At 53.2% G+C, this 26,426-nt stretch carries 29 protein-coding genes; 10 read left to right on the plus strand and 19 right to left on the minus strand.

Going from position 1 to position 26,426, the window contains the following annotated elements; all coding sequences use genetic code 11:
• Positions 1 to 4: 4 nt before the first annotated feature.
• Complete coding sequence (locus DEP07_RS21215; protein WP_122964997.1) at positions 5 to 931, minus strand: LysR family transcriptional regulator; 927 nt, start codon at positions 929 to 931, stop codon at positions 5 to 7.
• A 126-nt stretch (positions 932 to 1,057) separates the two neighbouring features.
• Here DEP07_RS21215 and DEP07_RS21220 point away from each other — a divergent pair, with 126 nt between their 5' ends.
• The 4 genes from DEP07_RS21220 (at position 1,058) to DEP07_RS21235 (ending at position 5,129) form a co-directional block, all read left to right on the plus strand.
• Positions 1,058 to 2,326 carry an APC family permease gene (locus tag DEP07_RS21220; RefSeq protein WP_122964996.1) on the plus strand — a complete coding sequence of 423 codons (1,269 nt, stop codon included), beginning with the start codon at positions 1,058 to 1,060 and terminating at the stop codon, positions 2,324 to 2,326.
• A 176-nt stretch (positions 2,327 to 2,502) separates the two neighbouring features.
• Positions 2,503 to 3,204: a FadR/GntR family transcriptional regulator gene (locus tag DEP07_RS21225; RefSeq protein ID WP_287102986.1), complete on the plus strand. Its 702-nt coding sequence runs from the start codon at positions 2,503 to 2,505 to the stop codon at positions 3,202 to 3,204.
• Positions 3,201 to 4,412, plus strand: a complete 1,212-nt coding sequence (locus DEP07_RS21230) for a CynX/NimT family MFS transporter (protein WP_173597033.1) — start codon at positions 3,201 to 3,203, stop codon at positions 4,410 to 4,412. The genes DEP07_RS21225 and DEP07_RS21230 overlap by 4 nt, the downstream gene beginning before the upstream one ends.
• Before the next feature lie 135 nt (positions 4,413 to 4,547).
• Entirely contained in the window at positions 4,548 to 5,129 is a 582-nt protein-coding gene (locus DEP07_RS21235; RefSeq protein ID WP_122964993.1) for a hypothetical protein, read from the plus strand.
• Between the two features lie 81 nt (positions 5,130 to 5,210).
• Here the strand turns inward: DEP07_RS21235 and DEP07_RS21240 are convergent, their stop codons facing one another.
• The 10 genes from DEP07_RS21240 to DEP07_RS21285 all read right to left on the minus strand — a co-directional run bounded on the left by DEP07_RS21240 (position 5,211) and on the right by DEP07_RS21285 (position 15,301).
• The gene (locus DEP07_RS21240) at positions 5,211 to 6,266 is read right to left on the minus strand and encodes an S-layer homology domain-containing protein (RefSeq protein WP_173597032.1); all 1,056 of its coding nucleotides are present in this window, start codon (positions 6,264 to 6,266) and stop codon (positions 5,211 to 5,213) included.
• 241 nt (positions 6,267 to 6,507) lie between these two features.
• The gene (bshC, locus tag DEP07_RS21245; RefSeq protein WP_280648424.1) at positions 6,508 to 8,127 is read right to left on the minus strand and encodes a bacillithiol biosynthesis cysteine-adding enzyme BshC; all 1,620 of its coding nucleotides are present in this window, start codon (positions 8,125 to 8,127) and stop codon (positions 6,508 to 6,510) included.
• 114 nt (positions 8,128 to 8,241) lie between these two features.
• Entirely contained in the window at positions 8,242 to 8,799 is a 558-nt protein-coding gene (locus tag DEP07_RS21250) for a helix-turn-helix domain-containing protein (protein WP_122964990.1), read from the minus strand.
• 53 nt (positions 8,800 to 8,852) lie between these two features.
• Positions 8,853 to 9,251, minus strand: coding sequence for a DUF3397 family protein (locus tag DEP07_RS21255; RefSeq protein ID WP_063230374.1), 399 nt, complete (start codon positions 9,249 to 9,251; stop codon positions 8,853 to 8,855).
• Positions 9,252 to 10,214, minus strand: a complete 963-nt coding sequence (locus DEP07_RS21260) for a ketopantoate reductase family protein (protein WP_173599294.1) — start codon at positions 10,212 to 10,214, stop codon at positions 9,252 to 9,254.
• A 203-nt stretch (positions 10,215 to 10,417) separates the two neighbouring features.
• Entirely contained in the window at positions 10,418 to 11,956 is a 1,539-nt protein-coding gene (locus DEP07_RS21265; protein WP_122964987.1) for an acyl-CoA carboxylase subunit beta, read from the minus strand.
• 16 nt (positions 11,957 to 11,972) lie between these two features.
• Positions 11,973 to 12,746, minus strand: coding sequence for an enoyl-CoA hydratase-related protein (locus DEP07_RS21270; RefSeq protein WP_173599295.1), 774 nt, complete (start codon positions 12,744 to 12,746; stop codon positions 11,973 to 11,975).
• Positions 12,747 to 12,760: 14 nt separating this feature from the next.
• Positions 12,761 to 13,675, minus strand: coding sequence for a hydroxymethylglutaryl-CoA lyase (locus DEP07_RS21275; protein WP_122964985.1), 915 nt, complete (start codon positions 13,673 to 13,675; stop codon positions 12,761 to 12,763).
• A 49-nt stretch (positions 13,676 to 13,724) separates the two neighbouring features.
• Positions 13,725 to 13,937: a biotin/lipoyl-containing protein gene (locus DEP07_RS21280; protein WP_122964984.1), complete on the minus strand. Its 213-nt coding sequence runs from the start codon at positions 13,935 to 13,937 to the stop codon at positions 13,725 to 13,727.
• A 14-nt stretch (positions 13,938 to 13,951) separates the two neighbouring features.
• Positions 13,952 to 15,301 carry an acetyl-CoA carboxylase biotin carboxylase subunit gene (locus DEP07_RS21285; protein ID WP_280648423.1) on the minus strand — a complete coding sequence of 450 codons (1,350 nt, stop codon included), beginning with the start codon at positions 15,299 to 15,301 and terminating at the stop codon, positions 13,952 to 13,954.
• Positions 15,302 to 15,576: 275 nt separating this feature from the next.
• Here DEP07_RS21285 and DEP07_RS21290 point away from each other — a divergent pair, with 275 nt between their 5' ends.
• A complete protein-coding gene (locus DEP07_RS21290) occupies positions 15,577 to 16,044 on the plus strand; it encodes an N-acetyltransferase (protein WP_063230368.1) in 468 nt (155 codons plus the stop codon).
• Positions 16,045 to 16,115: 71 nt separating this feature from the next.
• On the opposite strand, the gene DEP07_RS21295 is transcribed toward DEP07_RS21290, so the two are convergent.
• From DEP07_RS21295 to DEP07_RS21305, 3 genes are all read right to left on the minus strand, one after another.
• Positions 16,116 to 16,760 carry an RsfA family transcriptional regulator gene (locus DEP07_RS21295; protein ID WP_217021548.1) on the minus strand — a complete coding sequence of 215 codons (645 nt, stop codon included), beginning with the start codon at positions 16,758 to 16,760 and terminating at the stop codon, positions 16,116 to 16,118.
• A gap of 140 nt (positions 16,761 to 16,900) precedes the next feature.
• Positions 16,901 to 17,659 (minus strand): enoyl-CoA hydratase/isomerase family protein, encoded by a 759-nt coding sequence (locus DEP07_RS21300; RefSeq protein WP_122964980.1) that lies wholly within the window; start codon positions 17,657 to 17,659, stop codon positions 16,901 to 16,903.
• Between the two features lie 117 nt (positions 17,660 to 17,776).
• Positions 17,777 to 18,154 carry a Spx/MgsR family RNA polymerase-binding regulatory protein gene (locus tag DEP07_RS21305; protein ID WP_063229687.1) on the minus strand — a complete coding sequence of 126 codons (378 nt, stop codon included), beginning with the start codon at positions 18,152 to 18,154 and terminating at the stop codon, positions 17,777 to 17,779.
• Between the two features lie 338 nt (positions 18,155 to 18,492).
• On the opposite strand from DEP07_RS21305, the gene DEP07_RS21310 reads away from it, so the two are divergent.
• Together DEP07_RS21310 and DEP07_RS21315 are read left to right on the plus strand one after the other, a co-directional pair.
• Positions 18,493 to 19,191 carry a helix-turn-helix transcriptional regulator gene (locus tag DEP07_RS21310; RefSeq protein ID WP_122964979.1) on the plus strand — a complete coding sequence of 233 codons (699 nt, stop codon included), beginning with the start codon at positions 18,493 to 18,495 and terminating at the stop codon, positions 19,189 to 19,191.
• A 150-nt stretch (positions 19,192 to 19,341) separates the two neighbouring features.
• Positions 19,342 to 19,608 carry a DUF2626 domain-containing protein gene (locus DEP07_RS21315; RefSeq protein WP_063229689.1) on the plus strand — a complete coding sequence of 89 codons (267 nt, stop codon included), beginning with the start codon at positions 19,342 to 19,344 and terminating at the stop codon, positions 19,606 to 19,608.
• 33 nt (positions 19,609 to 19,641) lie between these two features.
• Here DEP07_RS21315 and DEP07_RS21320 read toward each other — a convergent pair whose 3' ends face one another.
• Positions 19,642 to 20,781 (minus strand): class I SAM-dependent methyltransferase, encoded by a 1,140-nt coding sequence (locus DEP07_RS21320; RefSeq protein ID WP_242770956.1) that lies wholly within the window; start codon positions 20,779 to 20,781, stop codon positions 19,642 to 19,644.
• A 111-nt stretch (positions 20,782 to 20,892) separates the two neighbouring features.
• Here DEP07_RS21320 and DEP07_RS21325 point away from each other — a divergent pair, with 111 nt between their 5' ends.
• Positions 20,893 to 21,966, plus strand: a complete 1,074-nt coding sequence (locus DEP07_RS21325; RefSeq protein WP_173597026.1) for a hypothetical protein — start codon at positions 20,893 to 20,895, stop codon at positions 21,964 to 21,966.
• Between the two features lie 13 nt (positions 21,967 to 21,979).
• Here DEP07_RS21325 and DEP07_RS21330 read toward each other — a convergent pair whose 3' ends face one another.
• Together DEP07_RS21330 and DEP07_RS21335 are read right to left on the minus strand one after the other, a co-directional pair.
• On the minus strand, positions 21,980 to 23,266 hold the full coding sequence (locus DEP07_RS21330; protein ID WP_287102987.1) for a CapA family protein: 1,287 nt from the start codon (positions 23,264 to 23,266) through the stop codon (positions 21,980 to 21,982).
• A gap of 96 nt (positions 23,267 to 23,362) precedes the next feature.
• A complete protein-coding gene (locus DEP07_RS21335; protein WP_217021552.1) occupies positions 23,363 to 24,010 on the minus strand; it encodes an MBL fold metallo-hydrolase in 648 nt (215 codons plus the stop codon).
• A 65-nt stretch (positions 24,011 to 24,075) separates the two neighbouring features.
• Between DEP07_RS21335 and DEP07_RS21340 the strand changes: the two genes are divergently transcribed.
• Entirely contained in the window at positions 24,076 to 24,576 is a 501-nt protein-coding gene (locus DEP07_RS21340) for a hypothetical protein (RefSeq protein ID WP_122964974.1), read from the plus strand.
• A gap of 75 nt (positions 24,577 to 24,651) precedes the next feature.
• Here DEP07_RS21340 and DEP07_RS21345 read toward each other — a convergent pair whose 3' ends face one another.
• Together DEP07_RS21345 and DEP07_RS21350 are read right to left on the minus strand one after the other, a co-directional pair.
• Positions 24,652 to 25,188, minus strand: a complete 537-nt coding sequence (locus tag DEP07_RS21345) for a hypothetical protein (protein ID WP_122964973.1) — start codon at positions 25,186 to 25,188, stop codon at positions 24,652 to 24,654.
• A gap of 75 nt (positions 25,189 to 25,263) precedes the next feature.
• Complete coding sequence (locus DEP07_RS21350) at positions 25,264 to 25,710, minus strand: hypothetical protein (RefSeq protein ID WP_122964971.1); 447 nt, start codon at positions 25,708 to 25,710, stop codon at positions 25,264 to 25,266.
• Between the two features lie 134 nt (positions 25,711 to 25,844).
• On the opposite strand from DEP07_RS21350, the gene DEP07_RS21355 reads away from it, so the two are divergent.
• Entirely contained in the window at positions 25,845 to 26,324 is a 480-nt protein-coding gene (locus DEP07_RS21355) for a DinB family protein (protein ID WP_122964969.1), read from the plus strand.
• The last annotated feature ends 102 nt before the right edge of the window (positions 26,325 to 26,426 follow it).

A 26,426-nucleotide genomic window follows, 5' to 3' on the forward strand; every position in this document is an offset into this window, starting at 1 on the left:
TTCCCTAGCGCGCAGCGGGCAAGTCGCTTTTTCCTGGCAGCGGCTGCGGCGGAGCACTCGCCGTCAACAGTTCGAGGAAGCGCAGCAAAGCTTGCGGCATCCATTTTTTCTTATGATAAACCAACTGTCGGTAAACGCGGACATCCGGGTGGGAAAAAGGCAGGATGACAAGCGTTCCGTTTTTCACCTCTTCGCCAACCGCGATAGCAGGGATGAGCGCAATCCCTAAATCATATGCGACGCATTGCTTGATCGCTTCCAGACTCCCGAACTCGGAGGAAGACTCGATCGCAGCCCCGGCATCGCGCAAAACCGATTCCATGATCGAGCGATAGCTGCAACCTGCTTCGGTAAAAATCCAGTTGGCTCCGATAAAATCGCGCGCTTCGATCTTTTCTACCTGTGCCAGCGGATGGTTGGGCGCAGCGATGACGACCAGCTTTTCTTCCCCCAGATTCACGTTGACCAGCTCGGGATGGTCTTGCAGCCAATCCAGCACAAAGGCAAAGTCGTGATGCCCTTCCTTGACGCCTTGCCGCAAGTCGTGACAAATTCCCGGCTTCAGCAAAATCCGCATGCGCGGGTGTTCTTGGCGAAATTTTTGCAAGAAAGGAGGCAGAAAAAACGCCGCAAGCGATTCAACCGTTCCGATGCGCAGCGTGCCAGCCAACTGAGCCTGCTCGGACAAGTTGGCCCTCGCTTCATCGAGAACGGCCAACAGCTGTTCACTGTACGCAAGCAGCGCTTCTCCGGCGTGGGTCAGCCTGATTTTCCGCCCCCACCGCTCAAACAGCGTCACTCCAAAATCCGCCTCCAGGTTCTGAATCTGCGTCGTGACGCTTGATTGCGCGTAGCCCAGCACCTCTGCGGCACGGGTAAAACTTTGGCATTTTGCCACCTCGCGGAACGTCAGCAAGTAGCGCGTATCCATGAACGGCTCCCTCCTTTTTCATCGAAAAATCCGATTTCAATTATCTAATATTATAGATAACTCCGATGATAATGTCTATGCTACACTACCTCTACAAACAACCGAACATAAAGAGAGGGAACATTCATGGAAAAAGCAACTGTGCAAACTGCGGGCTTGGCCAAAACGTTGCGGCTGCCGCAAATCGTCGCCCTGTACATCGGCGCTGTCATCGGGTCCGGGGTCTTGCTGATTCCCGGATTGGCAGCGGAAAAAGCAGGCCCAGCCTCGATTCTCGCCTGGCTGGTCATGTCGATTCTCGTTTTGCCGATGGCGATTACGATGGGACTGCTATCCGCCCGCTATCCAAGCTCCGGCGGCGTCTCCACTTTTGTCCGCACGGCTTACGGCGATCGTTTCGGCAATATCGTCGGCTGGTTCTTTCTATTATCTGTGCCCATCGGCGCCCCGATCCTCGGCGTGACCGGAGCGAACTACCTTGCCCTGTTGCTCGGCTGGGGCGACACGCAAATTTACACCGCTGCGGCACTGATTTTGACCGCAGTCGTGATCATGAATATTCTCGGAATGCACGTAGCGGCACGCGTCCAGACCATCGTCGTCTCCCTGATTATCGCCATCCTGATTTTGGCCGTAGTCGCTGCCCTGCCCCACGCTTCCGTCAGCAACTTCACCCCTTTCGTTCCCAACGGCTGGCTGAGCGTCATCCAGGCGGCAGGTCTGTTATTCTGGTGCTTTATCGGCTGGGAGGCGGTTACGCATTTGTCGGAAGAATTTGTCGATCCGGCGAAAAATGCCATTCGCGGTGTGCTGTGGAGCGCCGGAATCGTCGCCTTGCTGTACTTTTCCGTAGCGTTCATGACCGTAGCCACCCACAGTTACGGGGCAGGCATCTCGGCTGCTGCGCTCTCTGTCATGGTTCAGCTCACACTCGGCCCTTTAGGCGGCTGGATCGTTGCCGTGACGGCTTTGTTCATCTGTATTGCCACGACCAACGCCTACATCGGCGCAGCGTCGCGCATCGCCTATTCTCTGGCGCAGGAAAAGATCGCTCCGCGCTGGTTCGGGCTGCTGCACGCCAAATACCGGACACCGCTCGGCGGGCTTTTGTTTCTCTCCCTCTGCTTTGTTGTCGTACTGACGGTTTTGTACCTCGGACTGATTGATTTGGCACGACTGATCGAACTGCCCAACGCGACTTTTTTCGCCACTTACATCGGCGGCTGTCTCGCTGGTGTGCGGCTTTTGCGCGATCATCGCTTCGGGCGGCTGGCTGCCTGGACGTCGCTTGTTTTCACCGTCGGCCTGTACCCGTTTCTCGGCTGGTCTGCGCTGTACCCGCTCGTCATCGCTGCCGTCTTGCTCGTCTGGCAAAAACAAAAGCAAAAAGCTTGATGATCCAAAAACATGACTTTCGCAACAGCAGCGACAGGCTGCCTCTTCCGCTCCGGGAGAAGCGCCTGTCTTTTTTTCGCTTTAAACAGTTTCCTAGCTTATGAATCTTGTGCACCTGCTTTCTCCGTGCTACAATGACGACATTCCCAATCATCGGATGTTTGGAGGTTTCGTTCATGACATTGCAAAAACCCGTTCGTTCCTCGCTCGTCAAGCAAATCGCGGAGCAGCTCGTCGAACGAATCGAGTCTGGCAACTGGAAGGTCGGGGAACGCATCCCGCCTGAACCTGAATTGGTCGAACAGTTGGGCATCAGCCGCAATACGCTTCGCGAAGCGGTACAGGCGCTGATTCACACTGGCATGCTCGAAGCGCGGCAAGGGGACGGCACGTACGTCCGCGCAGCGAGCGAGTTTGGCGCGGCGATGCAGCGTCGGCTCAAGCGCTCGACTTTACTGGAAATTTTGGAGGTGCGCTACGGACTGGAGCGCGAGATCGCCAGACTGGCGGCAAGCCGCAGGACAGAGGCCGATTTGCAGACGATCCGGCAAAAGCTGGACACGTCCCTCTCGCTCAGACACGACCCCCAGGGCTATATCTCGGCGGATGTCGCGTTCCACATCGCGGTTGCCCGCGCGACCCGCAACAGCGTGATGATCGATCTGTACGAGCAAATGACCGAGTCGCTGCACATGTCCGTAGGCGGTACGGTCGATGTAAAAGAGTTGATGGACGAACAGGCGCAGACACATGGAGCGCTGGTTCAAGCGATTGCGGAGCAAAATGCAGACGCAGCCGAGGAAGCGGCAAGGAGCCTGATTCAAGCAAGCAAGACCGCTCTTTTGGAACGGATACAGAAAGGAAGTCTTGACTTATGAGTCCGACAGCATTGGCAACTGCGAAAAGCAACGCGCAGCCAGCCACCCCCAAACCGTTTCTGATCATCGCCGGAATCATTCTGATTACGTTCGCCATGCGCTCACCGTTGACTGCCGTCGGGCCGTTGGTCGGCTCCATTCAAGGCGATCTCGGACTGTCCAACAGCATGTCCGGGTTGTTGACGACGGTTCCTTTGCTCGCCTTTGCGCTGCTCTCCCCTCTGGCTCCGGGGATCGGGCATCGGCTCGGCGCAGAGCGAACACTTTTTGCCGGACTGCTTGTCGTTCTCATCGGTCTGATTTTGCGCTCGTCCGGCTACGTCTTCACCTTGTTTGCCGGAACCGCGTTGGTGGGAGCTGGCATCGCGATTTGCAACGTGCTGCTGCCGGGGCTGGTCAAACAGCGTTTCCCGCAAAAAGCCGGCTTGATGACCAGTGTGTACACGACGACGATGTCCATGTGCGCCGCTCTTGCTTCGGGCATCAGTATTCCGCTCGCCAGTACAGGGAATTGGGGCTGGCAAGGCTCGCTCTTTTCCTGGGCGCTTCCCGTCCTGTTCGCCATCGCTGTCTGGCTTCCGCAGCTGCGCTCTGCCGGAAGTGCTTCTGTCAAACACGCCGGGCAAAAAAAGCAGCCAGGGCTGTGGCGTTCCCTGCTCGCTTGGCAAATCACGCTGTTCATGGGGCTGCAATCCTTTTTGTTTTATTGCACGATCGCCTGGCTGCCCGCTATTTTGCAGCAGCACGGCATTAGCCAAGCCAGCTCCGGGTGGATGCTCTCGCTTGTTCAGGCCATCAGCTTACCCGCGAGCTTTTTCACCCCGGTGATCGCTTCCCGATTGTCCAATCAGCGTCTGCTGGCTGCCGTCATCGGGCTTTGCTCTCTCTTCGGATTCGCCGGGCTTTTGATCGGAAACAGCACGGTCTTGCTGTATGCCTGCCTGCTCTTGCTCGGCGTCTCGCAAGGCGCAGCAATCAGTCTCGCCCTCACGTTTATCGTCATTCGTGCACAAGACGTACGCCAGGCCGCCCGCTTGTCCGGCATGGCCCAGTCCATCGGTTACTTGCTGGCCGCGGTAGGACCGATTGTCGTCGGACTCGTCTACGACTGGCAGCAATCGTGGACATTGCCCCTCACCATCCTCTGCTTCGTCAGCCTGTTCGTAATCCTGAGCGGAATCGGTGCCGGGCGTAATCAGACGGTGTAAAAACAAGCTTCAAAAAAGCGTGCAAGAGCCCTTCGAAGGCTTGCACGCTTTTTTGTTCGGGGAGCAGAGTATCGACCCGCCCTGCCCGCATGGTAAAATATAGAAAACGATCCTTGCGAGGAAGGAGCCTGGAAAATGAAACGTCTGCTGCTATGTACCGCGATGACTCTGTCGCTTCTGGTCGGCTGTGCCGAACCGCAATCAAACACGCTTCCCTCGGCTATCGAAAAGCAGATGGAGGAGCAAATCGGTATGGATATCGCTGTTCCTTCAAACGACAAGCTGGTCGTCAAGTATGCAGAAATTCGCTATCCGCCCATCGTAAACGGGCAACAAATCGCTGGCCCCTCTATCGCAACCATCGTGTATACCGATGAAAAGGGAGAACTTTTGCCAATCACGGACGAGCAAAAAGCGGAAATGCGCAACAGGCAGCAGCGTGAAATCTTTTATGGCGAGTACGCGGGCAGGCCAATCATCATCATGGAAATCAGCACGATGAAAAACTCCTTACATGACGCCAAGACAGCCGAAATAGAAGGAATCACAGTCGAATACGGGCAAAAAGAAGCCGCCTCCGGAACGTATGCGTTTTATTCCTTTCACCATCAAAACGCCTCTTATATGACTACCTTCCTGCTCAATGACACGACTACGACTGATGACGCCGTTGCCTTCAACCGGAAACTCATTCGTCAGCTTCAAGGAAAACAGTAGCCCCTTTTGCAGGCAACAGCAACAGCGCTGGCAGCAAAAAAAGCAGGGAAGGCCCCCTGCTTTTTCGCTTTTCCACACCCGCTATTCATCTTTCCCAATCAATCGGAACGTCTTCCCATCCTGGGAGGACAGGTAAAAGGTCTTGTCGACGCTTCCGCCAAGCTCTCCGGCATAGTATTGCACGGTCAGCCTGTATTTGTTCGTGCCGATTTTGGCATAGTACATCAATTCATTAAATCGCGGGAACCGCACGTAATCGTAGACTTCGTACTTCATAAAAGAGAAGTGCTCGCGCAAAAACGGTTCGCTGACATTCAGCTTGTTCTCTTTGACGTAAGCTTGCAGATCAGCATAGCGTCTGATCTTTTTTTGCTCCATTACTTCGCGGACAAACGCCGATACCGCATCGCTCATCCCTTTTTTCTCGCTCGCCGTCACTTCGCCCGGGAACAGCTCTTCGATTTTGCTGTCCAGACGCGTCAGCATCACGACCGCCTGTGCCCGACTGATCGCACTATTGGGACGGAAAGAGCCGTCCGGGTATCCGGCGAGCAAGCCCATCTTGTACGCAGGGTACACGGTCATGACTTCCTGTTCGTTGGCGGTAGACAAATCAGAGAAAAAGCGCGTGGTCGTTCCCCGATACTTCTCCCCTTCGGATTGATGTCCGAGCGCCGCCAAAAGAATGCGGGCCGCCTCCAGTCTGGTCATCCCGTCTGTCGGTTTGCCTGTCGACATAATGCCTGCTGCCGCCAAATGACGGTACGTCTGCTCTGACCAGCGACCTACGGAAGGAGCCAAATACGTCTCTTTGACAAAAGCGTCAGGCTCAAATCCGCTATAGGATGGCAGCACACGCTCCACCAAGGCAAGAAATTGCTCTTGCGTAACGGTTTTTTCCGGCTGAAAAGTGCCGTCCGGAAAGCCTTGGATCAACCCGCTTTTCGCTGCCAATTCAATCTCTTTTCCTGCCCAGTGTCCTTTTGTGTCGAGGAAAGAGCCTGCGGAAGCCACGGGCTTTTCCTCCCTGGCCTGTGCCCGATTCCACTCACCAAATGCCGCGCCCGCCCATGCGATTGACCAGGCAAGCGCCAAAACAGTGGCTTTTTTCCCGACTTGTCGCAACTTGTTCTGCATCTCGAGTACCACCTTTCCTCACAGGAATTGCCTTATTCGTAGGACGCAAAATTTGTCGGAAAAGTTTCGGTCTATTCGCTAGAAATTTTTCCCACACGCGGCGCAACAAACAAAATGGTCATGTCCGTTTTGTTGACCGCAAGCCAAGCGGGCACATCCCATTTCCTGAAAAACATCGAGACGTTTTTCATAGAAAAAAGCCGACGTTTCGTCCAGGACGAGCAGTCGGCTTTGGCGATTTCTAGACAAAAAACAGTTGATGAGTCCCGTCATGGGTGAATGGCGCTTCGACCATGCGATCGATTAATTCCAATCCGTACTTGTTTGCAAAAGGGAAAAAGCACAGCTTGCGTTCTTGCAGACCGCCCTCCGGCAACAGCGTCGTCTCGATTCGCTTGATCCGGTTATAGGCCACGTCTTCTTTTTGCTGCAAGGAACGAATCAGCCGCTCCTCCAAAAAGGAGACTTGTTCGAGCAAGAGCGTGCTGTTTTTCTCCGACAGCCCGCGCATTCCCGGGTCCAGCCGGATCACTTCGTCCACGAGCGGACGGTAGAGCTGCTCAATCGATTGGCGCACTTGGGCGAATTGTTCGTGCAGCGGATGCGGGCCTTGTTTCTTCTCCCAGTCAGCTTTCCATTCGGTGAAGCCGGTCAAAACCTGCTCGACAGACAGCTCCAGACCCTCCAGCAAGCGCAAATGCGCCCCTTCCACCAAAGTGATCGACATCCGCGGCAAAACGATCGGCATCTGCATCCCGAACAACGCAAAAACTTCGCGGTAATACGCCCAGTAGGCGATTTCACCGGGTCCGCCAATGAACGCAAGCGTCGGGAACAGCTGCTCCTGCATCAGACCGCGCGTGACCACATTGGCACTGAACCGCTCCGGCTGTTCCTGGACAAGCGCAAGCAGCTCGTCGCGGCTGTACGACTGCCGTCTGTTGACAAAGCGATCCAGATGGCGGGAAAGCAAAAGGCGATCCTCGCCTTCATAAATAAACAAGTTGGCCTGATGTTCGTCGACTTCAAGCTGCAACGGGTAGCCTGCTGTGGCAAGCCGCTCGGAAGCCTGCACCAGCAACTGGGCCATTTGCTCATTTTTCTCGATCACCTGCTGAAATACGGGACGTTCCAACTCCCGGACAAAAGGCAGCGATGACTCGACAAGGATCAAGCCATGCTTGCCAAACAACTGCGCCAAAAGACGCGCAAACCACTCCACTACCGTGGATGAGCTTTTCGCCGTTTGCGTCAGCAATTCCCGTACGTTTTTCGTTTCCGCCGTCTCGGTTTGTTCCTGGAAAAACGTTTCCAGGAACTGCATACACACTTCCTCTTCCAAAGGAAGCTTGCTTGCAGAGGCACGACCTTTCTTTTTCAGCGACAGCCGCTCTTTGTGCAGACGCGTATCGCCATCCGTCGTCCAGTACACGTGGTCGATCTCATCGATGTCGTGATCTTCGCCCGCGATCCAAAAGACCGGGACGACGTTTACTTGCAGCTCGGCAGAGAGCTTTTTGGCCGCCTGAATCAAATGGACGGCCTTGTTGATCGTATACAGCGGGCCTGTCAGGACGCCTGCCTGCTGACCGCCGATGACGACATATGTATCCTGCTGCTTCAACAACTCGATTTTGTCCAGCGCTTCGGGGTGGTTTCCGATCGCCTGATTAAAGTTATGTAAGCCTTCCGCCAGTTGGAGCCGATTGAAGGTTTGGGTGGACAGCCACTCCAGCCGCTCCCGGTATGCCTGATCTCGGTAGGGATTATGGGCAAAAAATGACAGGGCAGACTCGTTTTGCTGCTGGTACTCTCGCGCCAGCCGATTTGCCAATGGAAGCGCAACGCGTTCAACATTCATGCTAGCTCACCTTTCTTAGGGCGATGGTCACTGCAAATTATACCACGCCAGGCATTCACAAAAAACAAGACAACCCGCTTAAATGGGTTGTCAAAGTGTAGAGCTGGCATCTTTTTAAAATTGCGGCGGAGTAACAGACCAGATCAGGACAGCTTCCACCTCGCCGCTGTTTTCAATCGTGTGCGACTTGCTGCTGTCAAACGAGATGCTGTCTCCCGCCTCCAACACGTGCTCTTCATCATTGAACCTCGCTGTCACGCTACCCGATATGACGGTAAAGCACTCCTCGCCTTCGGACTGGACGAATTTGTCTGTGACCATTTCCTTCGGCATCAGACGCACTTCCAGCATGCCCAGCTTGGCGCTTCCTCCCATCGAGAGCAACGAATACGTGCCGGTCGATTCGGGAAAAACCAGCTGTCTGCGCTTTTGCAGACGTGTCACGTGTACTTGCTTTTGATCGATGTCTTCGAAGAAATGAATGATCGGAGACTCCAGGGCCTTTGTAATTTTCCAGAGAGAATCCAGTGACGGTTGGGATATCCCCCGTTCCACCTGGCTGAGCAGCCCTTTGCTGAGCCCTGTTTTGCCTGCCATGATCTCCAAAGTAAATCCACGTTCTTTTCGAATCATCCGAATCTTATGTCCGATGCTCTCGATGGGAAGTCGCATAGTTCCAACCTTCTTTCTTATCGGAATAAATACGATATGTATCAGTCAGTGCGTTACACGACACCCATCGTCTTGATTATGCCGGTCGTAAACAGCACTATATAGACAAGTCCAAACCAGAGAAACGACAACCGCCAGGCGGAAAACCCGACCTTTTTCAGAGATAGCTTTCCTTTCAGCTTGACCTGGAGCCATCCCAAAAGCACAATGGCGCCGAGGAAAAAGCAGCTCACCCACCACCAGGCTGACATCGCCTCAGGCCAGATGAGTTCGTATGCGGAAACAGCGGAGCGAATCACCAAAAAATTCGTGATATTCACCGCCCAGCGACCGGCCAATCTCTTGTTCCGCTTCCACATGTACACGATCAAGTAAACAAGCGGAAACCCCAAGAAAGGCACTACGGTCAGCGTACCCCAAAAATAGGACCAGAAAGTTGTCCACACGGCCATCTACTGTCGCCTCCCCTCCTTCCCTATTCCCATGCTTGTCTTGAGAAGAATGACGCGAAGCAAGGTTTCGTGCAACGGAGTAGGAATCCCGGCTTCTTTTCCCCGCTTCACGAGGTAGCCGTTGATTGCTTGCACTTCCGTCGGTTTTTGCCGCTTCACATCCTGAAGCATGGAGGAAAGATTACGGGAAGTATTTCGGCAAATGGCGACAATTTCCTGCCATTCGGGATCGCCGATTTTCTGTCCGGAAAAAGCAGCTACCTCCACAGCTTCATTAAATAAATCACGCATCAGTCCTTGCGTATATGAACTGTCGAGGAGGGCGCCATTCGGAATCTCAAACAATGCCGTGAGCGGGTTGATCAAGGCATTGGCCAACAGCTTTCTCCACGCATGCGGTTCGATTGCTTTTTCATAAAGCGCTGTGATGCCTGCCTCGACTGCCCATGTGACGAATGCGTCAATCAAAGCATCGCGGTCTGCCTTTTCCTGCCAGGGACCAACGCGAAGCGTCCCTGTTCCGGTATGCTCCACTTCCGTAGCAGAATGCCTTCTGGCTCCTTCTGTATGAATGGCGAAGTAGCATTGCGCATCCTCCAGTACAGATGCGAGCAATTCCTGGTGTCCCATGCCGTTTTGCAAGGCAATGACACGCGCGTACGGAGGGATTTCGGCAAGAGCCGGGAGTAGCAAGGGCAAATCGGGCTGTTTAACAGTGAGCAAATACAAGTTCCCTTCCGGCAATCCATCTGCAATCGGTTGGGCTTGTACGTTTACTCTGTTTTTTTGGCCGTCCAGACTGTGGAGCCACAGTCCTTGCTCCATGAGTTGATTCGCCTGTAGTGAACTGCGCGTTACGACGGTCACGGACTGACCAGCGAGCGCAAGCCTTGCTGCATACAGCAAACCAACGGAACCTCCGCCAACGACAACCACTTGCAAAGCGCTTGTATCGGGTTGCATTTGTTCACCTACATTAATCAATACTTATTTTATAAGAATAGCAGAGTTTAGGAGATTGTTCAATTGATTGGAACAAAAAAGATCAAAATTATCGAAAAATTTCTATCAGCCACGTTCCTTTGTTTTTCAAGCGGTCAACTGCTCGCCGTTTTCAATCTGCTCAAAAAAGACTGCCGCGGGATAGCGACAGTCTCAACGAATATTTATACAGGATAAACGGGATGCTTGCGGTCAGAGAAAACTTGCCGTTTCCCCTTGTAAATCTCGTAGCGCGAAATCAGATCATGGCGCAAACCGCTCGGCGGCACAATCGCGTCGACGATCAGGTTGGAAGCCAGCAAATACAAGTCGATGTCCTCCTGGTATTCCTTGCGCTTCTCCTGAATGAACGCCTGACGTTCTGCCGGGTCCTCGATCGCCTGAATTTTGTTGCTGTACACAGCGTTTACGGCAGCTTCCGGGCCCATGACCGCGATTTGCGCTCCAGGCAAGGCGATGCACGCGTCCGGTTCAAACGCCGAGCTGGCCATGGCGTACAGTCCGGCTCCATACGCCTTGCGCACAATCACGGAAATTTTCGGTACGGTCGCCTCGGCCATAGCGGAAATCATTTTCGCCCCGTGACGGATGATGCCCGCTCGCTCTACTGCGGTGCCGATCATGAAGCCTGGGACGTCGGCCAAAAACAGCAGCGGGATGCCGAACGCATCGCACAAAGTAATGAAGCGCGCCGCTTTGTCGGCGGAATCGACGAACAGGACGCCGCCTTTTACCCGTGGCTGGTTGGCGATGATCCCGACCGGCTTGCCATCCAGACGGGCAAGACCCGTAATCAGCTCTTGCGCGAACAGCTTCTTGATCTCGAAAAATGAATCCGCATCAACGAGCGATTGAATGAGATCGTGCATGTTGAACGCGGCATTTTGGTTTTCCGGTACGATAGTAGTGATGTCTTTGGCCGTCTCGATCGGCGCTTTTGCCGCCTGGAGCGGAGGCTGCTCGCTGTAGTTCGCCGGGAAAAAGCTCAAGTAGGTGCGCGCAGACTGAATCGCTTCCTCTTCGTTTGCTGCCAGCACATCGCCGCAGCCGCTCACCGAGCAATGCATCCGGGCGCCGCCCAGCTCTTCCAGACTCACCTTTTCCCCGATCACCATCTCCGCCATGCGCGGCGAGCCGAGGTACATGCTCGCGTTTTTGTCGACCATGATCACAATGTCGCAAAAAGCCGGGATGTACGCGCCGCCCGCAGCAGATGGGCCGAACAAAATGCAGACTTGCGGAATTTTGCCGGACAGCTTCACTTGATTGTAAAAAATGCGTCCCGCTCCCCGTCTGCCGGGGAACATTTCCAACTGGTCGGTAATGCGAGCGCCTGCCGAGTCCACGAGGTAAATCAGCGGTACGCGCATTTTTTCCGCCGTTTCCTGGATGCGAATGATTTTTTCTACCGTTCGCGAGCCCCAGGAGCCTGCTTTGACCGTAGAGTCATTGGCCATGACGCATACCGTCTGGCCGTTTACTTTTCCAATCGCAGTCACGACGCCATCCGCAGGCAAATCTCCCGCCATGACATTGGCGAACAGCCCGTCCTCGACCATGAACTCATCGTCGAACAACAGCTTCAGCCGATCACGGACGAACAGCTTGTTCTGCTCCTTGAGCTTTTCGTGGTATTTGGCATCGCCACCTTGCTTGATATGCGCGATCTTCTCCTGCAACGTCTCTTCCAAATGCTTGGTCATCGGCTACTCCCCCTCGTCACTCTCCGCGATAGATCGGTTTTCGTTTTTCCGCAAAAGCTGCCAGTCCTTCCAAACGGTCCTTGGTCGGAACGAGCAGCTGGTACGCATTGCTCTCCATCATCAATCCGGTTGCCAGCTCTACTTCGCTGCCGCAGTCGATGGCAAACTTGGCCTGAGCCAACGCCAGCGGAGCATTGCTCGCAATCTGCGCTGCCAGCTCCATGGACACATTCATCAGTTGCTCGTGCGGCACGACGCGGTTGACAAGCCCGATCGCCAAAGCTTCCGCCGGGAAAACGCGCCGCGCTGTAAAAATCAGTTCTTTGGCGATGCCCTTGCCGACTAGCCGCGGCAGCCGTTGCGTGCCGCCCGCTCCCGGGATAATGCCGAGAGAGGTTTCCGTCAAGCCCATTTGCGCCTGCTCGCTCATGATTCGCAAATCGCAGGCGAGCGCCAGCTCCGTACCGCCGCCAAGCGCCAAACCGTTGAGGGCAGCAATGACCGGCTTTTGCAGTTTTTCAAGTTCACTGAACGTGTCGCGAATCGTCCGAATGTACACTTCCACCTGTTCGGGCGACATGCCTCGCCGTTCCTTCAAATCCGCGCCGGAGCAAAATGCCTTGTCTCCCGCCCCGGTGACGATGACGACACGCGTGCTGCGATCGCGGGCAAGTTCGGCGATAAGCTTGCGCAGTGCCGTCAAAGTCTCCAGGTTCAAACAGTTGAACACATCCGGCCGATCAAGCGTCACGACACCGACCAGCCCGTCTTTTCGATAGGAAATCGTCATGTGGCCCTTCCTCTCTACGTATGCTCCTCCTGCTTTTGCTTTGCCAGGTTTGCTTTCAAAACTTTGGAAGTCAGCTCCCTGCCCAGCTGTTCCTGGATGTAGGCACCTGCCTCTGTCAGCCGATTCAGGTCAACTCCGGTTTCATAGCCCATTCCGTGCAGCATGTAGACCAAGTCTTCCGTCGAAATGTTGCCTGCCGCCCCCGGTGCGTACGGGCATCCGCCCAAGCCGCCGATGGAGCTGTCAAAAATCCGGATGCCTTCCGCCAACGCTGCCGCGACATTCGCCAGCCCGGTTCCTCGCGTGTCGTGAAAGTGCCCGGCTAAGCGCTCGGTCGTAACATCTTTCACAAGCTCCTGAAAAACCTCGTGCACTTGCTTTGGGGTTGCCACGCCGATCGTATCCCCGAGCGAAACTTCGGACACGCCCATCTCGACGAGCGCATGGGTCACTCTTCTCGTGTTGTCAACAGGGACGGCTCCCTCATACGGACAACCAAACACGGTGGAGACGTACCCGCGCACGCGCATGCCGAGAGCGAGCGCTTCCTTCGCCGCTTCCGCCAGCACAGGAAATGTTTCCGTGATGCTTTTGTTAATATTTTTGCGGTTATGGCTCTCCGAGGCAGACATGAACAGGGCAACTTCGCTCACGCCGCACAGGCGCGCCCGCTCCAGCCCGCGAACGTTTGGCACCAGCGCACTGATGCGCACGTCCTTTTTGCTGGCTGGAAGTATTCCTTGCAAAACTTCCTCGGCGTCCGCCAATTGCGGAATCCAGCGCGGATTGACAAACGAGCTGGCCTCGATCCGCACAAGCCCGGCGTCGATCAGCTTCTTAATCAACTCGATTTTTGCTTCTGCGGGTACGATGACGCTCTCATTTTGCAGCCCATCGCGTGGGCCAACCTCTACGATTTGCACGTTCACAATCTTCCCGCCCCTTTCCTAGCGACCGCTCAGTTTGGAAAGAAAAAAATTATTCGAGAACGACGATAATGTCGCCATCGTTGACAAAATCACCGATATTCGCTTTCACTTCCACGACTTTTCCCGCTTCCATCGACTGGACAGGCACTTCCATTTTCATCGATTCCAATACGATGACATCTTGCCCCTCGCTGATCGTGTCACCTGGCTGCACCAAAACAGAAATGACGGTTCCTGCCATATTCGCTGCTACTTGTTTCATCCAAGACCCTCTCCTTACTTGTAGTTGGTTTTCGTTGTTCGCTCCGTAATAAACCAGGTGGTGTAGTCTCCGCCCCGGAACTGTTCATCCGCCAATACTTCCTGCAAAAATGGAATATTCGTTTTAATACCAGTAATCAGAAAATGATGCATAGCTTCCTGCGCCCGCTCCACAGCTTCTTCCCTTGTCTCGCCGGAAATGATCACTTTGGCAATCATCGGGTCGTAAAAAGGCGTAACCTGTGTTCCCGACTCTACCCCGTCATCGATCCGCACATGCTCCATGGCAGGCGGCTGATACAGGCTGATCGTGCCTGGCGACGGCAAAAACGTCACCGGGTCTTCCGCGTACACACGCAGTTCAATCGCGTGCCGCTTCGCCTGAACATCGCGCTGTTCGACTGGCAGCGGCTGTCCATCGGCAATCGCCAGCTGCATAGCGACCAAATCGTATCCGGTCATCTCTTCGGTCACGGCGTGCTCCACTTGCAAGCGCGTGTTCATTTCCAAAAAGTAAAAATTTTTGTTTTCATCTACGATAAACTCGACCGTTCCCAGCCCTGTGTAGCCGACAGCCTTCGCTGCCTTGACGGCTGCCTCGCACAATTGTTCTCTCGTGGCAGGATCAAGAAAAGGCGACGGGCTTTCTTCCAGCACTTTTTGATGACGGCGCTGAATGGAACACTCCCGCTCCAGCAGATGAATGACATTGCCAGCGTTGTCGGCTGCAATCTGCACCTCGATATGCCGCGGGCGCTCCACATATTTTTCCACGTACATCGCATCGTTGCCGAAATACGCTTTGGCGCGACCCTTTGCCGACTGATAGGCTTGCAACAGCTGCGACTCTTCACGGCATATTTGCATGCCGATCCCGCCCCCGCCAGCACTGGCCTTCAACATGACCGGATAGCCGATTTGAGCGGCCTGCGCTGTCGCATCTTCCACTGTCGCAAGCGAATCTTCGCAGCCTGGCACGACAGGCACGCCTGCCTCCTGCATGATTCTGCGGGCCGTCAGCTTGTCGCCCATTTGCCCGATGACCTTTGGCGAAGGTCCAATGAATACAAGCCCTTCTTCTAGAACGCGCCTCGCGAACGCTTCGTTTTCCGAAAGCAGTCCGTAGCCGGGATGAATGGCATCGGCATTCGTGCTTTTCGCCGCCGCGATGATAGCCTCTACGTTCAAGTAGCTGTGCGGCACTGGCGGCGGGCCGATATGGACGGCTTCATCCGCTTCACGGACAAACGGCAGGTCGCGGTCGGCATCCGAGTAGACGGCTACGGTTGCGACTCCTTTTTCGCGGCAGGTGCGCATAATTCTTCTGGCAATCTCACCACGGTTTGCGATCAATACCTTACGCATGGCAACGCTCCCCTCTTTGACAAACCGACTCCAATCGAAAGCGTTTCCAAATTGTTTGCTCGGTTTGTTTCATGTGATGCTTACTTCTATTTTGCCATGAGAATGAACATAGTTCTAGAAAGAATTTTTAAATTTTTTCCATGAACCTTTTTTCGCTTTCTGACAATTCCGCAACGCGGCAAAGAAAACGCTTCGGAAAATCCGATCATGGTGTATAATAAAGGGGAGTGGCCTAAGCCGGCCAAGGCAAAGAGCTGTGAGAGGAGTGGCTGACCATGTTTGAAGTAAGACGTTTACAGATCAACTACAAGACACTGGAGGAATTTCAAAAGTTTCGCGAATTTGGCCTGGAGGAGCTTTCGATGAAGGAAGACCTGGAGGCGAACATCGTGGAGAACGATTCGGAATCTCCTTTTTACGGTATTTATGACAACGATCTTCTGGTAGCACGCATGAGCCTCTATAAAATCGACGGGAAATACGACCGTTATTTCCAACCAGCCCAAGATTACTACGAGCTGTGGAAGCTTGAAGTCCTGCCTGATTACCGCAGCAAAGACTACGGCACGGCTTTGGTTAACCATGCAAAAAGCTTTGGCGCTCCTATTAAAACAAACTCCCGCTGTCGTGCGGACGAATTTTGGCTGAAAATGGGCTTTACCCCTGTCAAATACAATCCGATGCGCGATCGCGGCGAAAACCCTTACGTCTGGTTGCCAGAGAATGTGGAGCTGCAAGACTAGCTCTTCCTTTGGACAGGACAGAAAAAAGAAGCGGAATGTAACCGCTTCTTTTTTTGTTTGCTGCGCAGCATTTATTTTTCCACTCGCTCCAGGTTGCCGTTCTCATCCATTTTGAAAATAGCTTTGGAGGACTCCTCTTCCTGCAAAAAGGCCAGCTTGCGCGCGCGATCCATGATCTGAACAAGCGCGCGGTAATCGTCATTTACTCCCTGCACCTGCTCCAGTTCTTTTTTGGCTCGCTCATGCGCATCCTTCAATTCTTTTAACTCCAAATCTTTGCCTTCCAACTCTTGTTCCAGTTGTCGCAAGCGCCTCGCCATTTCCTTCTGGTTGACGAGCATGCGAATAACCGATTCGATTTGCTCTTCTTCCACCGATTCCAGTTCAGAAGCCTGCACCTCGGCAACAGCAGGCGGCAATTGCCTTTGCGGCAACAAAACAGCCTCTGTCTCCACAGTGGTAGCTGGCGTTTGTATCCTGCCCATCTTCTTCAATTGCTGTCTCTGACTTTTGGCTATCGAGATTGCCGCATCGTAACGTTTGCGCACGCAACTATTCCAGCGAAATCCGCACGCAGCTGCTGTCCTGCCCAACCTTTGACCCACTTCTTCAAATGCGGCAAGTTGTGTACCGCCTTCGCGTATGTGGCGCAAGGTGACTTCCGCCAACACGAGATCGTCATCTTCGGTCCATGCGTCTTGTCTGGAAGCTACCATATGAGTCCCTCCCGTTACCTTTAAAAAGGATGATGTAGTTCATCCTATGCTTTTCCCTACTCTTGTAGAATCGCTTTCTACTAGAAAAAGTATGTCCAAGCAAATAAATGTTTAAACGAGAAGAACCATCTGGCGGGCGGTTACTGCTTGTTCAGAAATTTTTCCACGACGGCGACATGCGCCGGACTTCCCCATAGTTTTGCGCATTGATCCACTTCGCGCTCGATGCGCTCGGCCCGCACGATTCCTTCCCGCTTCCAGCGAACGAGCTGCATGTACGCTTCGATCCCTTCCAACGGCTGCGCGGCGATTTTTTTCGCGAACGCGTGCACAGCCGCTTGCAGCTGATCGTGCGGGTAGATTTCGTCCACGAAGCCGTACGACTTGGCCTCTTGCGCCGTCAGCCTTTCTCCCGCCAGCAAAAGAGCCAACGCTTTCGACTCCGGGAGCATGTCCAGAAGCCTGCTTCCCCCGCCCCAGCCTGTCGTAATATGCATGCCGATCTGCACAAAGCCGAACCGCGCCTGCTCGCTGGCGAAGCGAAAATGGCAAGCACCTGCAAATTCGCATCCGCCTCCGACAGCAGCGCCGTTGATCATGGCAATGACAGGCTTGGTGAACGTGTCGATGGCAGACAACAGTCCCGCCACCTTGCTCAGCAGCGGATACGCCTGATCATGTCCGCGCGCCGCGATAAACTGGTTCAAGTCTCCCCCGGAGACAAAACTTTTGCCTGTACCTGTAATGATGAGCACCTTCACCTGCGAATCTGCCTGGCAGTCCGCCAAAACATGGTGCAGCTCGTCGACCAGCTCCATGCTGACCGCGTTATGTACGTGCGGCCGATTCAGCGTAATCGTGGCAATGCCCGCTTCTTTTTGCAGCAGTACGGTATCCATGAGCGCAATCTCATCCTTTGCTTCGATTTTGTTTGCTTTATTTTACTGGTTTGCGCGACAAAATCATATCGGATGCGGGCAAAAAAAGAAAAGAGAAGGCAATATGCCTCCTCCTTTTTAGGACAACAAGTTTTTCATCGCGGAAGAATTGAAGCCGACAATCAAATTCTCGCCATCTGTCAAAATCGGGCGCTTCAGAAGCTGCGGCTCTTCGCTCAGCATCTCCAGCAACTCTTTGACAGACATGTCATTAATATCGACGTCCAAGTTTTTGAAGCGTTGGCTTCTCGTGGACAAAATCTCGTCCAGTCCGTTTGTCGTCATTTTGATGATGTCGAGCAGCTCTTCGGCTGTCGGCGGGTTTTTAAACAGGTGACGCTCTTCGTAATTGACGCCATTCTCTGCCAGCCATGCTTTGGCTTTGCGACAGGATGTGCAGCTCGGATACGTGAAAAACGTTAATTTTTGTGTTTGAGTACGTTCAGCAACTGCCATCGGTTACCCCTCCATCTCATCTATACCCATTTGGTTTCGTGTATTCTTGGTGTTTCCGTATGCTCTTTTGCCAATTGCCGGATGCAATTGCTTTGAGCTATTAACTCACAAAAAGTAAGCTAATAAAAATTCTTTCCTTACTTTGGATTATAAATCTACAATAAACACTATGTCAATAGTAGTTAATCTAAAAACTAGGCAGAAAATTTGGGGGATGTGTTGTTATAGCACACTGCCACCTTAACAAGCCAAACAAAATCGGATACACTTATGTGGATGTGAAATTTTTTCAAACAAATATGGAACACGGTTTGTCACTTGAGAAAGGGGTATCCGGCATGGACCACGACGCGCATAAGTTAACCAGTGCTTTGGCAGACCCCACCCGCTTCTCCATTTACCAATTTGTCGCGTACAGCAAAGATCCAATCACTGTCCAGGATGTCGCAGACCACTTTTCCATCCATCCGAATGTGGCCCGCCTGCATCTGACAAAGCTGGAGGACGTGAATTTGCTCACAGCCGTCTCGGACAAAAGTGGCAAAGGTGGACGTCCCAGTCGATTGTATTCCCTGTCTGAACAGGTAGTGAGCCTCCAGTTCCCACCTCGCGACTATCAGCTTCTGGCCGATATCGCAATCGAAAGCCTGCTGTCGCTCGGCGAGGCGGGCGAAGCCGCTCTGATCAATATGGGGCATCGCATTGGTACAGAGATGGCGAAACGGGCGGTTGTCCAAAGCGGATTGAATCTGCAAACGGCTACTTTGGAAGAGAAATTGAACCTGATCCATCGACTCGTCGTTGCTCAGGGATTGAAACCCGATATTGAAAAGCTGGACGAAGGCACCCTTCGTTTTCGTGTAAACAACTGCACGTTTTCCGACACGGCCAAAAAATATCCGCGCGCGGTTTGCGAGATGCATAACGCTCTGCTCATGGGAATATTCGAAACGTACTTAGGGAAGATTGAATTACGTGAGGATGGCTCGATGATCAGGGGCTGCAAATCGTGCAACTATACGGTTATCCATTATTGAGAATGATCCTCACCCGGACGGTGATTTGAAGCGTTTTCCTTCGCCCCAAATCCGTCATACCTTTATCGTTTACACGTCTTCGCCTGTCCTTTATAATGGGGTAGGAATCTTGTAAATCTTACCGATCTAGGCAAAAAGGGGGGACAACAAATGGATCGTATGTATCGCGTGCTTGGTTTCTGGACCATCGTTATCGCGCTGATGGCGTTCTGGGGCGGTCTGTACCCAATGTCGCTCATCTTCTTCGGTCTTACAGCATTCTTCGTAGCGTTGAGCTACATGAGCCTGACTGAGCGAGTGTATCTGAACATTTTTTTCGGCTTCATGTTCCTGTCTTTTGTAGGGTTCACGTACTACACGTTCTTCGTAATGCCTGTAGGCCCGCAAGAACACGCTTTCATGCAACTGATGATGTAAGAAAAAAAGATGCTCATCTGCGAGCATCTTTTTTTATGCAAACGACCTGAAAAAGCTTGCCGTATCCAGGCTGTTCTCCACGCCTTTTTGCTGGATCATGACTCGAAACCGTCCGCCCAGCCCGGCAGGATCAATCAACTGGAGCAACGCCCGGTTGCGTTTCATCGCGACACTTGTAAACGGGTCTGTATCGTGATGGACGACCGCTTTGGTCAAAAGGCCGCTCTGGAGCAAAAATTTATCCTGGCGCATATACAAAACCTCTCGCAACCCCGCCGCTTCGCCAAAACGGCTCCATGCGGAAAAATTGACGTGCGCCGTTATATCTTGTTCGCCGACGTGAATGTACGGATTATCGTGGGCTTGATGGCGGTAGTAGCACATCAGTGTCCCGTTTTTCCGGCTGGCATGATACAACTCCTCTTGTCTGTCGCCGTAATCGATCGTTATGACATATCCTTTGGCAAGCAGGCGTCCGACCTGCTGCGCCGCCTGTTCCAACGCGAGATTCACTTCGATGCGCATCCCGTTTGGCATCGCGGTAGCAGCCTCGATTTCTGTCAGGCTGTTCAAAAGCGTGGCTCCCGGCTCTTGCAGCACCTCCGTGAACTGCCCCTCCTCGCATGTCACCGCTACTTCCTTCCAACCCGTTTTCGTCTTTTGCGCCAAGTGGACGGGAAAAGCATCCAGCCATTCATTGGACACGATCACTCCTTCTAGCCCGCCTGCTTGCGCTGCTTCTTCCAGTGACGAATACCATATTTTGCGCACCTCGTGCTCGCAAAGGGCCTCTTGCTGTTTTTGGCGATGATACGGGCTTGCTTCTATCAACACAACCGTAAGCTTGGCGTACACATCTGGCGCTGCTTCCTGTATGCGGGCAAGCATGCTTTTGCACAAGGAGCCAGTCCCGCCTCCGATTTCAACGAGCACAGGCTGCTCAATCGCCGCGGTGCTCCACAGCTTTATCACGGCATCCGCCAATGTTTCCCCGAAGACAGCGTGTACGGTCGCGCTGGTAAAAAAATCGCCATCTTTGCCTACCTTGGGCAAGTCCGACATATAATAGCCGTAGGAGTCGTGGTAGAGGGCCAGTTCCATAAAGCGTGCGAACGGGATCGCGCCTCCCTCCTGGCTTTCCATTTCACGGCGAATCATAGCGTTTATATCCATGGGCTCTTCTCCTGCTATCCAAATTCAACCTGATAAGGCTATAATACGAAAAAGAAGTCATACAATGTGGAAAGGCAAGCGACTTCCATCATGAAAGCAAAAGGTGAAAACATGCGTAAATTTTTGCTCGTCTTGTTCCTGCTTGTATGTCCGCTGACTGTGTTCGCCCAGGAAGAGACTGCAATTCCGCTGGAGCAGTTGATCTTGCAGCAGCATTTTACCCAAAAAGAACTGGAGCGAACTCTCACCTTGCTCAAGGATGAAGAGACGCGAACCTATCGGGATATCGCTCAAATCGATCTGGACCTGCAACGCCAAAAGCTGGTGATTGAAGCGATGCAGCGCCATGCCGGCGAGGTGGCACGGGCTTATTACATGGGTGAACGCGCCAATCTTCTCACGCTTTTACTCAATGCGGAAAATTTCAATGAGTTTTTATTGATGTTCGATTTCTACCAGCTCGTGTACGAGTATGATATGAATCGGCTCCAGACGTACCACGCGGAGCGAGTGAAGCTTGCCACGATGCAGACAGACAAGCAAGCACGACTCACTCTGCTCCAGGACCTCCGCAAAAAATACGAGCTGCAATTGGCGGAGATGATCGCCATTCAGGCGGAAAAAGAAAAAAACGTGCAAAAGCTTGACGATCCTACCACCGTGGAAGCGCTGATGGATCATCTGATCAATGATTGGGAAAAACGCGGCTTGCCCGCTTTCCAGACGTTTTTTGGCATGCTGGCCAAAGTGATGGTGCAAGTACCGGAGTTGGCCACGCCTGACCGGATTCAGTCCGACGGCTTCTTCTCGCACACGCTGACGATCAAGCAGAGCGATTTCAACCAGTTTTTGATGCAAAAAGACGAATTGTTCAAGCAATCCCGTTTTTCTTTTGAAAACGACAAGCTGACTGTCGAAGGCACGTATGACCACATGGAGCTTCGGCTGGTCGGCAACTACGAGCTTGTCTCTCCTACCCAGTTGAAGTTCCACATCACGGAGCTTTATTTCGACGGGTTCGCCCTGCCGCAAGCAACTGTCGACGAAATGGAAAAGACGTACGACCTCGGCTTCTACCCCGAGCTAATCTCCCCGAATATTCAGGTGCAAGGAATCAGCCTGCAAAACGAAGAGCTGAAGCTTCAACTGAAATTGAATCTCCCCTTCGGCTTCGGAAAGAAATAAGGCCAGCTAACGGTTAGCTGGCTTTTTTCTTGGAAACAGCCAAATTCATGTGAACAGGCATCTCCTTTTGCAAGCGGGTCATGTACTGGATCGCTTCTTTCGTGAGGCCCGGATACTTCTCCCCGCGCTGCAATCCCTCCAATGTCTCCGCCACGGGATAAACGACATAATTGCGCTTGTTGTTTTTGCGGAAAAAATGAACGTAGGTCGGCAGCATTTCCGCCTGTTCGATACTCGCCTTTCCAGACTCGTCCTTGTGCAGCGTAAGCTTGAGAATCGCGCCGACATCTTTGTAATCCCATCTCTGGGCAGAGACGAAGTTCCCCAGCGAATACGTAATCAAGCCTTTGTGTTGTGTGCCGTCCTCCCGCGTAACGGTTTTCCATTCGTACGGCTGAACCACGTGCGGATGCGCCCCCAAAATCAAGTCGGCTCCGTAGGTCAAGCACAGCTCGGCTGTCTTGATCTGCTCCGCATTCGGCAACCGCTGATACTCGACCCCAAAGTGCAGGGCGACGGCAACGAGATCGGCTCCCTTTTCTTTCGCACGGGCAATGTCCTGTTTCATCAACTCAGGCGAAATCAGGTTGACGAGGTATGGTTTGTCCTTGGGGATGGCGATTCCGTTCGTCCCGTACGTATAGGAAAGCAGAGCGAGCGTAAATCCGTCCTTGTTCAAAAGCAGCGGCTCTTCGCGCTCTTTGGCACTGGCAAACGTCCCTGTGTGCAAAATTCCCGCCTGATCGAGGTACTTGAGCGTTTGCAGCACGCCTTGCTCTTTGCGATCCATCGAGTGGTTGTTCGCAGTCGTTACCGCAGTGAAACCGACTTCCTTCAATGTCTGCCCCAAAGATTCCGGGGAATTGAACATCGGATATCCCGAGTAGCGGGCCTGACTGCCGCTCATCGTCGTTTCCAGATTGCCGATTACCCAGTCAGCCTGCTGAAACAGCGGCGTGACGTAAGGAAAAAACTTGTGGAAGTCATACGTTTTGGTCGCCGGGTTCCAGACGGCATCCATTTGCTCCTGGTGAACCATGATATCCCCGACCGCGAGAAGCGAAATCCGCTGTTCCGGAAAACGGGATGGCGGCTCTTCCCCAGTTGGGGGGACTGTATCGGATGGCGAGTCAGTAGTCGGTTCCTCTGCTGTCTGCGGCGTGGCATTGTCGGACGGACTCACTTGCAGGACAGGAGCCTTGGAAGCGTGGCTATCAGGGGCTGCTGGCGGGACACATCCGGCCAGACTCATACAGCCTAATGCTGTGATGATGACCCACTTGTTCCATGTTTGCTTCATGACAATAGCTCCTTTGGCGATAATGTAACCCACTTCCTTTTCGCCGTCTGCAAGCCATTTCCTCTTCTTTTGCCTCATAAACAATCGTGAAGTCTTTTAGCGCAGCATGCCTGTCACGAACGGATTGTACGTTTTTTCGTAGTCAATCGTCGTCTTGGGACCGTGTCCAGGGTAGACGATGGTGTCATCTTCCAGCTCAAACAGCTTGTCTTGAATGCTGATCATCAGCGTCTCGTAGTCGCCTCCGAACAGATCGGTACGGCCGATGCTTTGCTGGAACAGGACGTCCCCGCCAAAGCAATGCTTTCCGATCACAAAGGAACAGCTTCCCGGAGAGTGCCCGGGCGTATGCAGCACCTGGATGTCGAAACCAGCCAGAGCAAGCGTTTGACCGTCGGCAAGCTCATGCTCTGCCCGCTCGCAAACAATCGGCTCAGGCAGTCCCCAACGGCTCGACCCGTTCAGATCAGGATTGGTCAGCCACTCTTGTTCCAGCGGGTGAATGTACACCGGAGCTTTGGTCAGCGCTCTTACTTGATTCAGCCCTCCGATATGGTCGAGATGCGCATGGGTCAACAAGATCGCTACGACGTTTTTACCGGCAATTTCCTGGAGCAGCCGCTCTGGCTGCATACCTGGATCAATGACAATCGTTTCGTTTGTTTCTTTGTTGGTCAAGACGTAGGCATTCGTTTGAAAGCCTCCCAAGGCAAAAGATTGGACGGCGAGATGTTGGTCGCTCATAAGAATAGGAACCTCCCTGATTTTTTGATACGATAAAAAGAAAGCTTGCGAAAAGGATGAAGGATATGCGACATATGTACGGAATCGAGCTTGCGATCCCCGCCGGGAAACTGCCCGGGTTCTATGCTCAAGTCATACATAAAATCGGAGACCATGTCAATGTCTTTGCTCGGGACAAACTGCTTTTTATTGTCGAGAGCGAAGAAGAGCGGGACAAGCTTGCGGCGATCTTGCAAAAATCCAACATGCTTGGGGAGGAGTTCTCCTTGCTGCTGCTTCCTCCCCAAGCCGTAATAGACGAGGGGGCTGACATCGGCTTCGTCACGGAAAATGGCCATACGTTTGTTTATGCAGATCAAGTCGCGCTGTTTACGGCAGATAAAAACTCCGGCTCGCCCGACGATCGCTGGGCAGCGGCCGAGCAATGGAAAGAGCATGTCAAGGGCACGATCCCCCAGGCGGATCAAGCGGACACCATCTACCTCATCGACAGCAATCTGGCGGAGCTTGCCGCAGGGATCGCCAAGGCATACAAGGTCAAGCTGGACTTTCTGGCTTTGTCGTAACGTGCCTTCGCGCCGCGCATAAAAAAGCAGGCGGGCTCCCTTTTGGAGAACCCGCCTGCTTTTTTGCCGAGACGACTACTTGCTGTCAAAACGGAACCAGACTACCTGACCGCCCGAGACGCCGAAGTTGGCCGTATATTTGCTGCCTTCGTACACAACCTCGGTTTCTCCGGACCCTTCGCCGTACAATTTTTTCAGTTGTTCCTTGCTGTCGTACATGGACAGCCCGCGGAGCGTCTGAAAGCGTGCCGCATCTTCTTTTGCCACGCCGCCCAGCATGATCGAGATCAGTTCGCCTTTTCTGACCTTGACGAGCAGCTGTGTGCGATCGATCAAAAGCATGCCCATGACCGCCTCGCCCTCGCCTTTTGCCATTCTCTCCACCGTATAGCTTTCGCGGGAGATCATGTCCATAAAATCGGCTTTGGTCGGCTTTAGCAAGTCCATCGCTTCCTTGATGTTTTGGCCGAGGTAAACCCCGCTGACGCCATATTCCTGCTGATTTTCCGGATCAAACGCCCCGGCTGGCCCTGCTTGCGACGAACAGGCTGCCAGCATACAAGCAAGCAGTACAAACAGTCCAAGCATTCGGAATGAATTTTGCCGTTTCATCGTGCCCACCTACTTTGCGGTATGTACTTTTGCTATCTTACCGCACGCTGCAAGCACGGTTCAACCAGGTTGTGCTCACTCCCGCGGACCGCTTACCTTTTGCCGCGGGCGATTGGGTGGCTGATTGTGATTGACCGATTGCTTGAAGCCTTCCAAAATTTTCAGGACGGAAGCGAAAAACGGCGAGCCGAACACCGCGACGATGCCCCACAGCCACGTTCCCACTTGCCACGGGTCTTCGACATACGCCGTCTGTGCGCCCGTCAAGATCAGAGCGGGGTCCAGACCGAGCATGCCAAAAATGACGCCTGCCGCCAAAACAGAGATGAGCAGGTTGAAAAATCGCTTGTAATTCATCAGCCGCGCCGCATGGTTTTGATCCTCCCAGCAATCTTCCTTCGGCTCATAGTCCGTCGACAAGAACGGAATAATCGATTTGAACGCTTCCGTCACACCTGCCGCCGCACTGGAAACAGCCGTCACATACACAAAAAAGGCGATGGATGAGTCCAACGTGACCATATGCGCTCCCTCCTTTTTACATGTGTATGAAGGCAGCGGGACAACCTTGCAAAAAATAGCGGACGCTTGTTTTCTGAATCGTCTTTTTACGGTAACATGGAGAAGAATGGAAATGGATGAAAGGTGGTTTTGTCATGCAGGATTACTCATTTGTATGGAATCAGTATGATATGATTCGCGGCATGTTTCTTGAAGGCTTGTCCAAAACATCCGAGCAAGAGGCAGAGATTGTTCCGGCAGGATTCAAAAACAACATTCACTGGAATATCGGCCACATCTTGCTCACGCAGGATTACTTGCTGTTCGGACCAGCCGAAATGAAATGTCCTCCGTCGTATGCCGCTTTGTTCAGCCCCGGCACAAAGCCCGCAGACTGGCAAGGCGATGTGCCATCCATCGAGGAGCTGGCGGCACAATTGAAGGAGCAGCACGCCCGGGTAAAAGAACAGTTGCAAACGAAACTGAATGACCCGCTGCCCAAACCGTTCCAGTTGGGTGACAAAGGTGTCATGAACACGTATGGCGAGATGATGGTCTTCACCCTGTTCCATGAGGGCATGCACATCGGCACCATTTCCGCTTTGCGCAAAGCAATCGCCCATTCCAACGCTTAACTTTTTGACTCATTCGCCAACAAAGCAAAACGCGGAACCATTCCCACGGTTTTTCGCGTTTTTTTATGGCCCTCTTACCAAGATCGGGTAGGAGGCTACCCA

Source organism: Brevibacillus sp. (assembly GCF_003521185.1).
Lineage (GTDB): Bacteria > Bacillota > Bacilli > Brevibacillales > Brevibacillaceae > Brevibacillus > Brevibacillus parabrevis.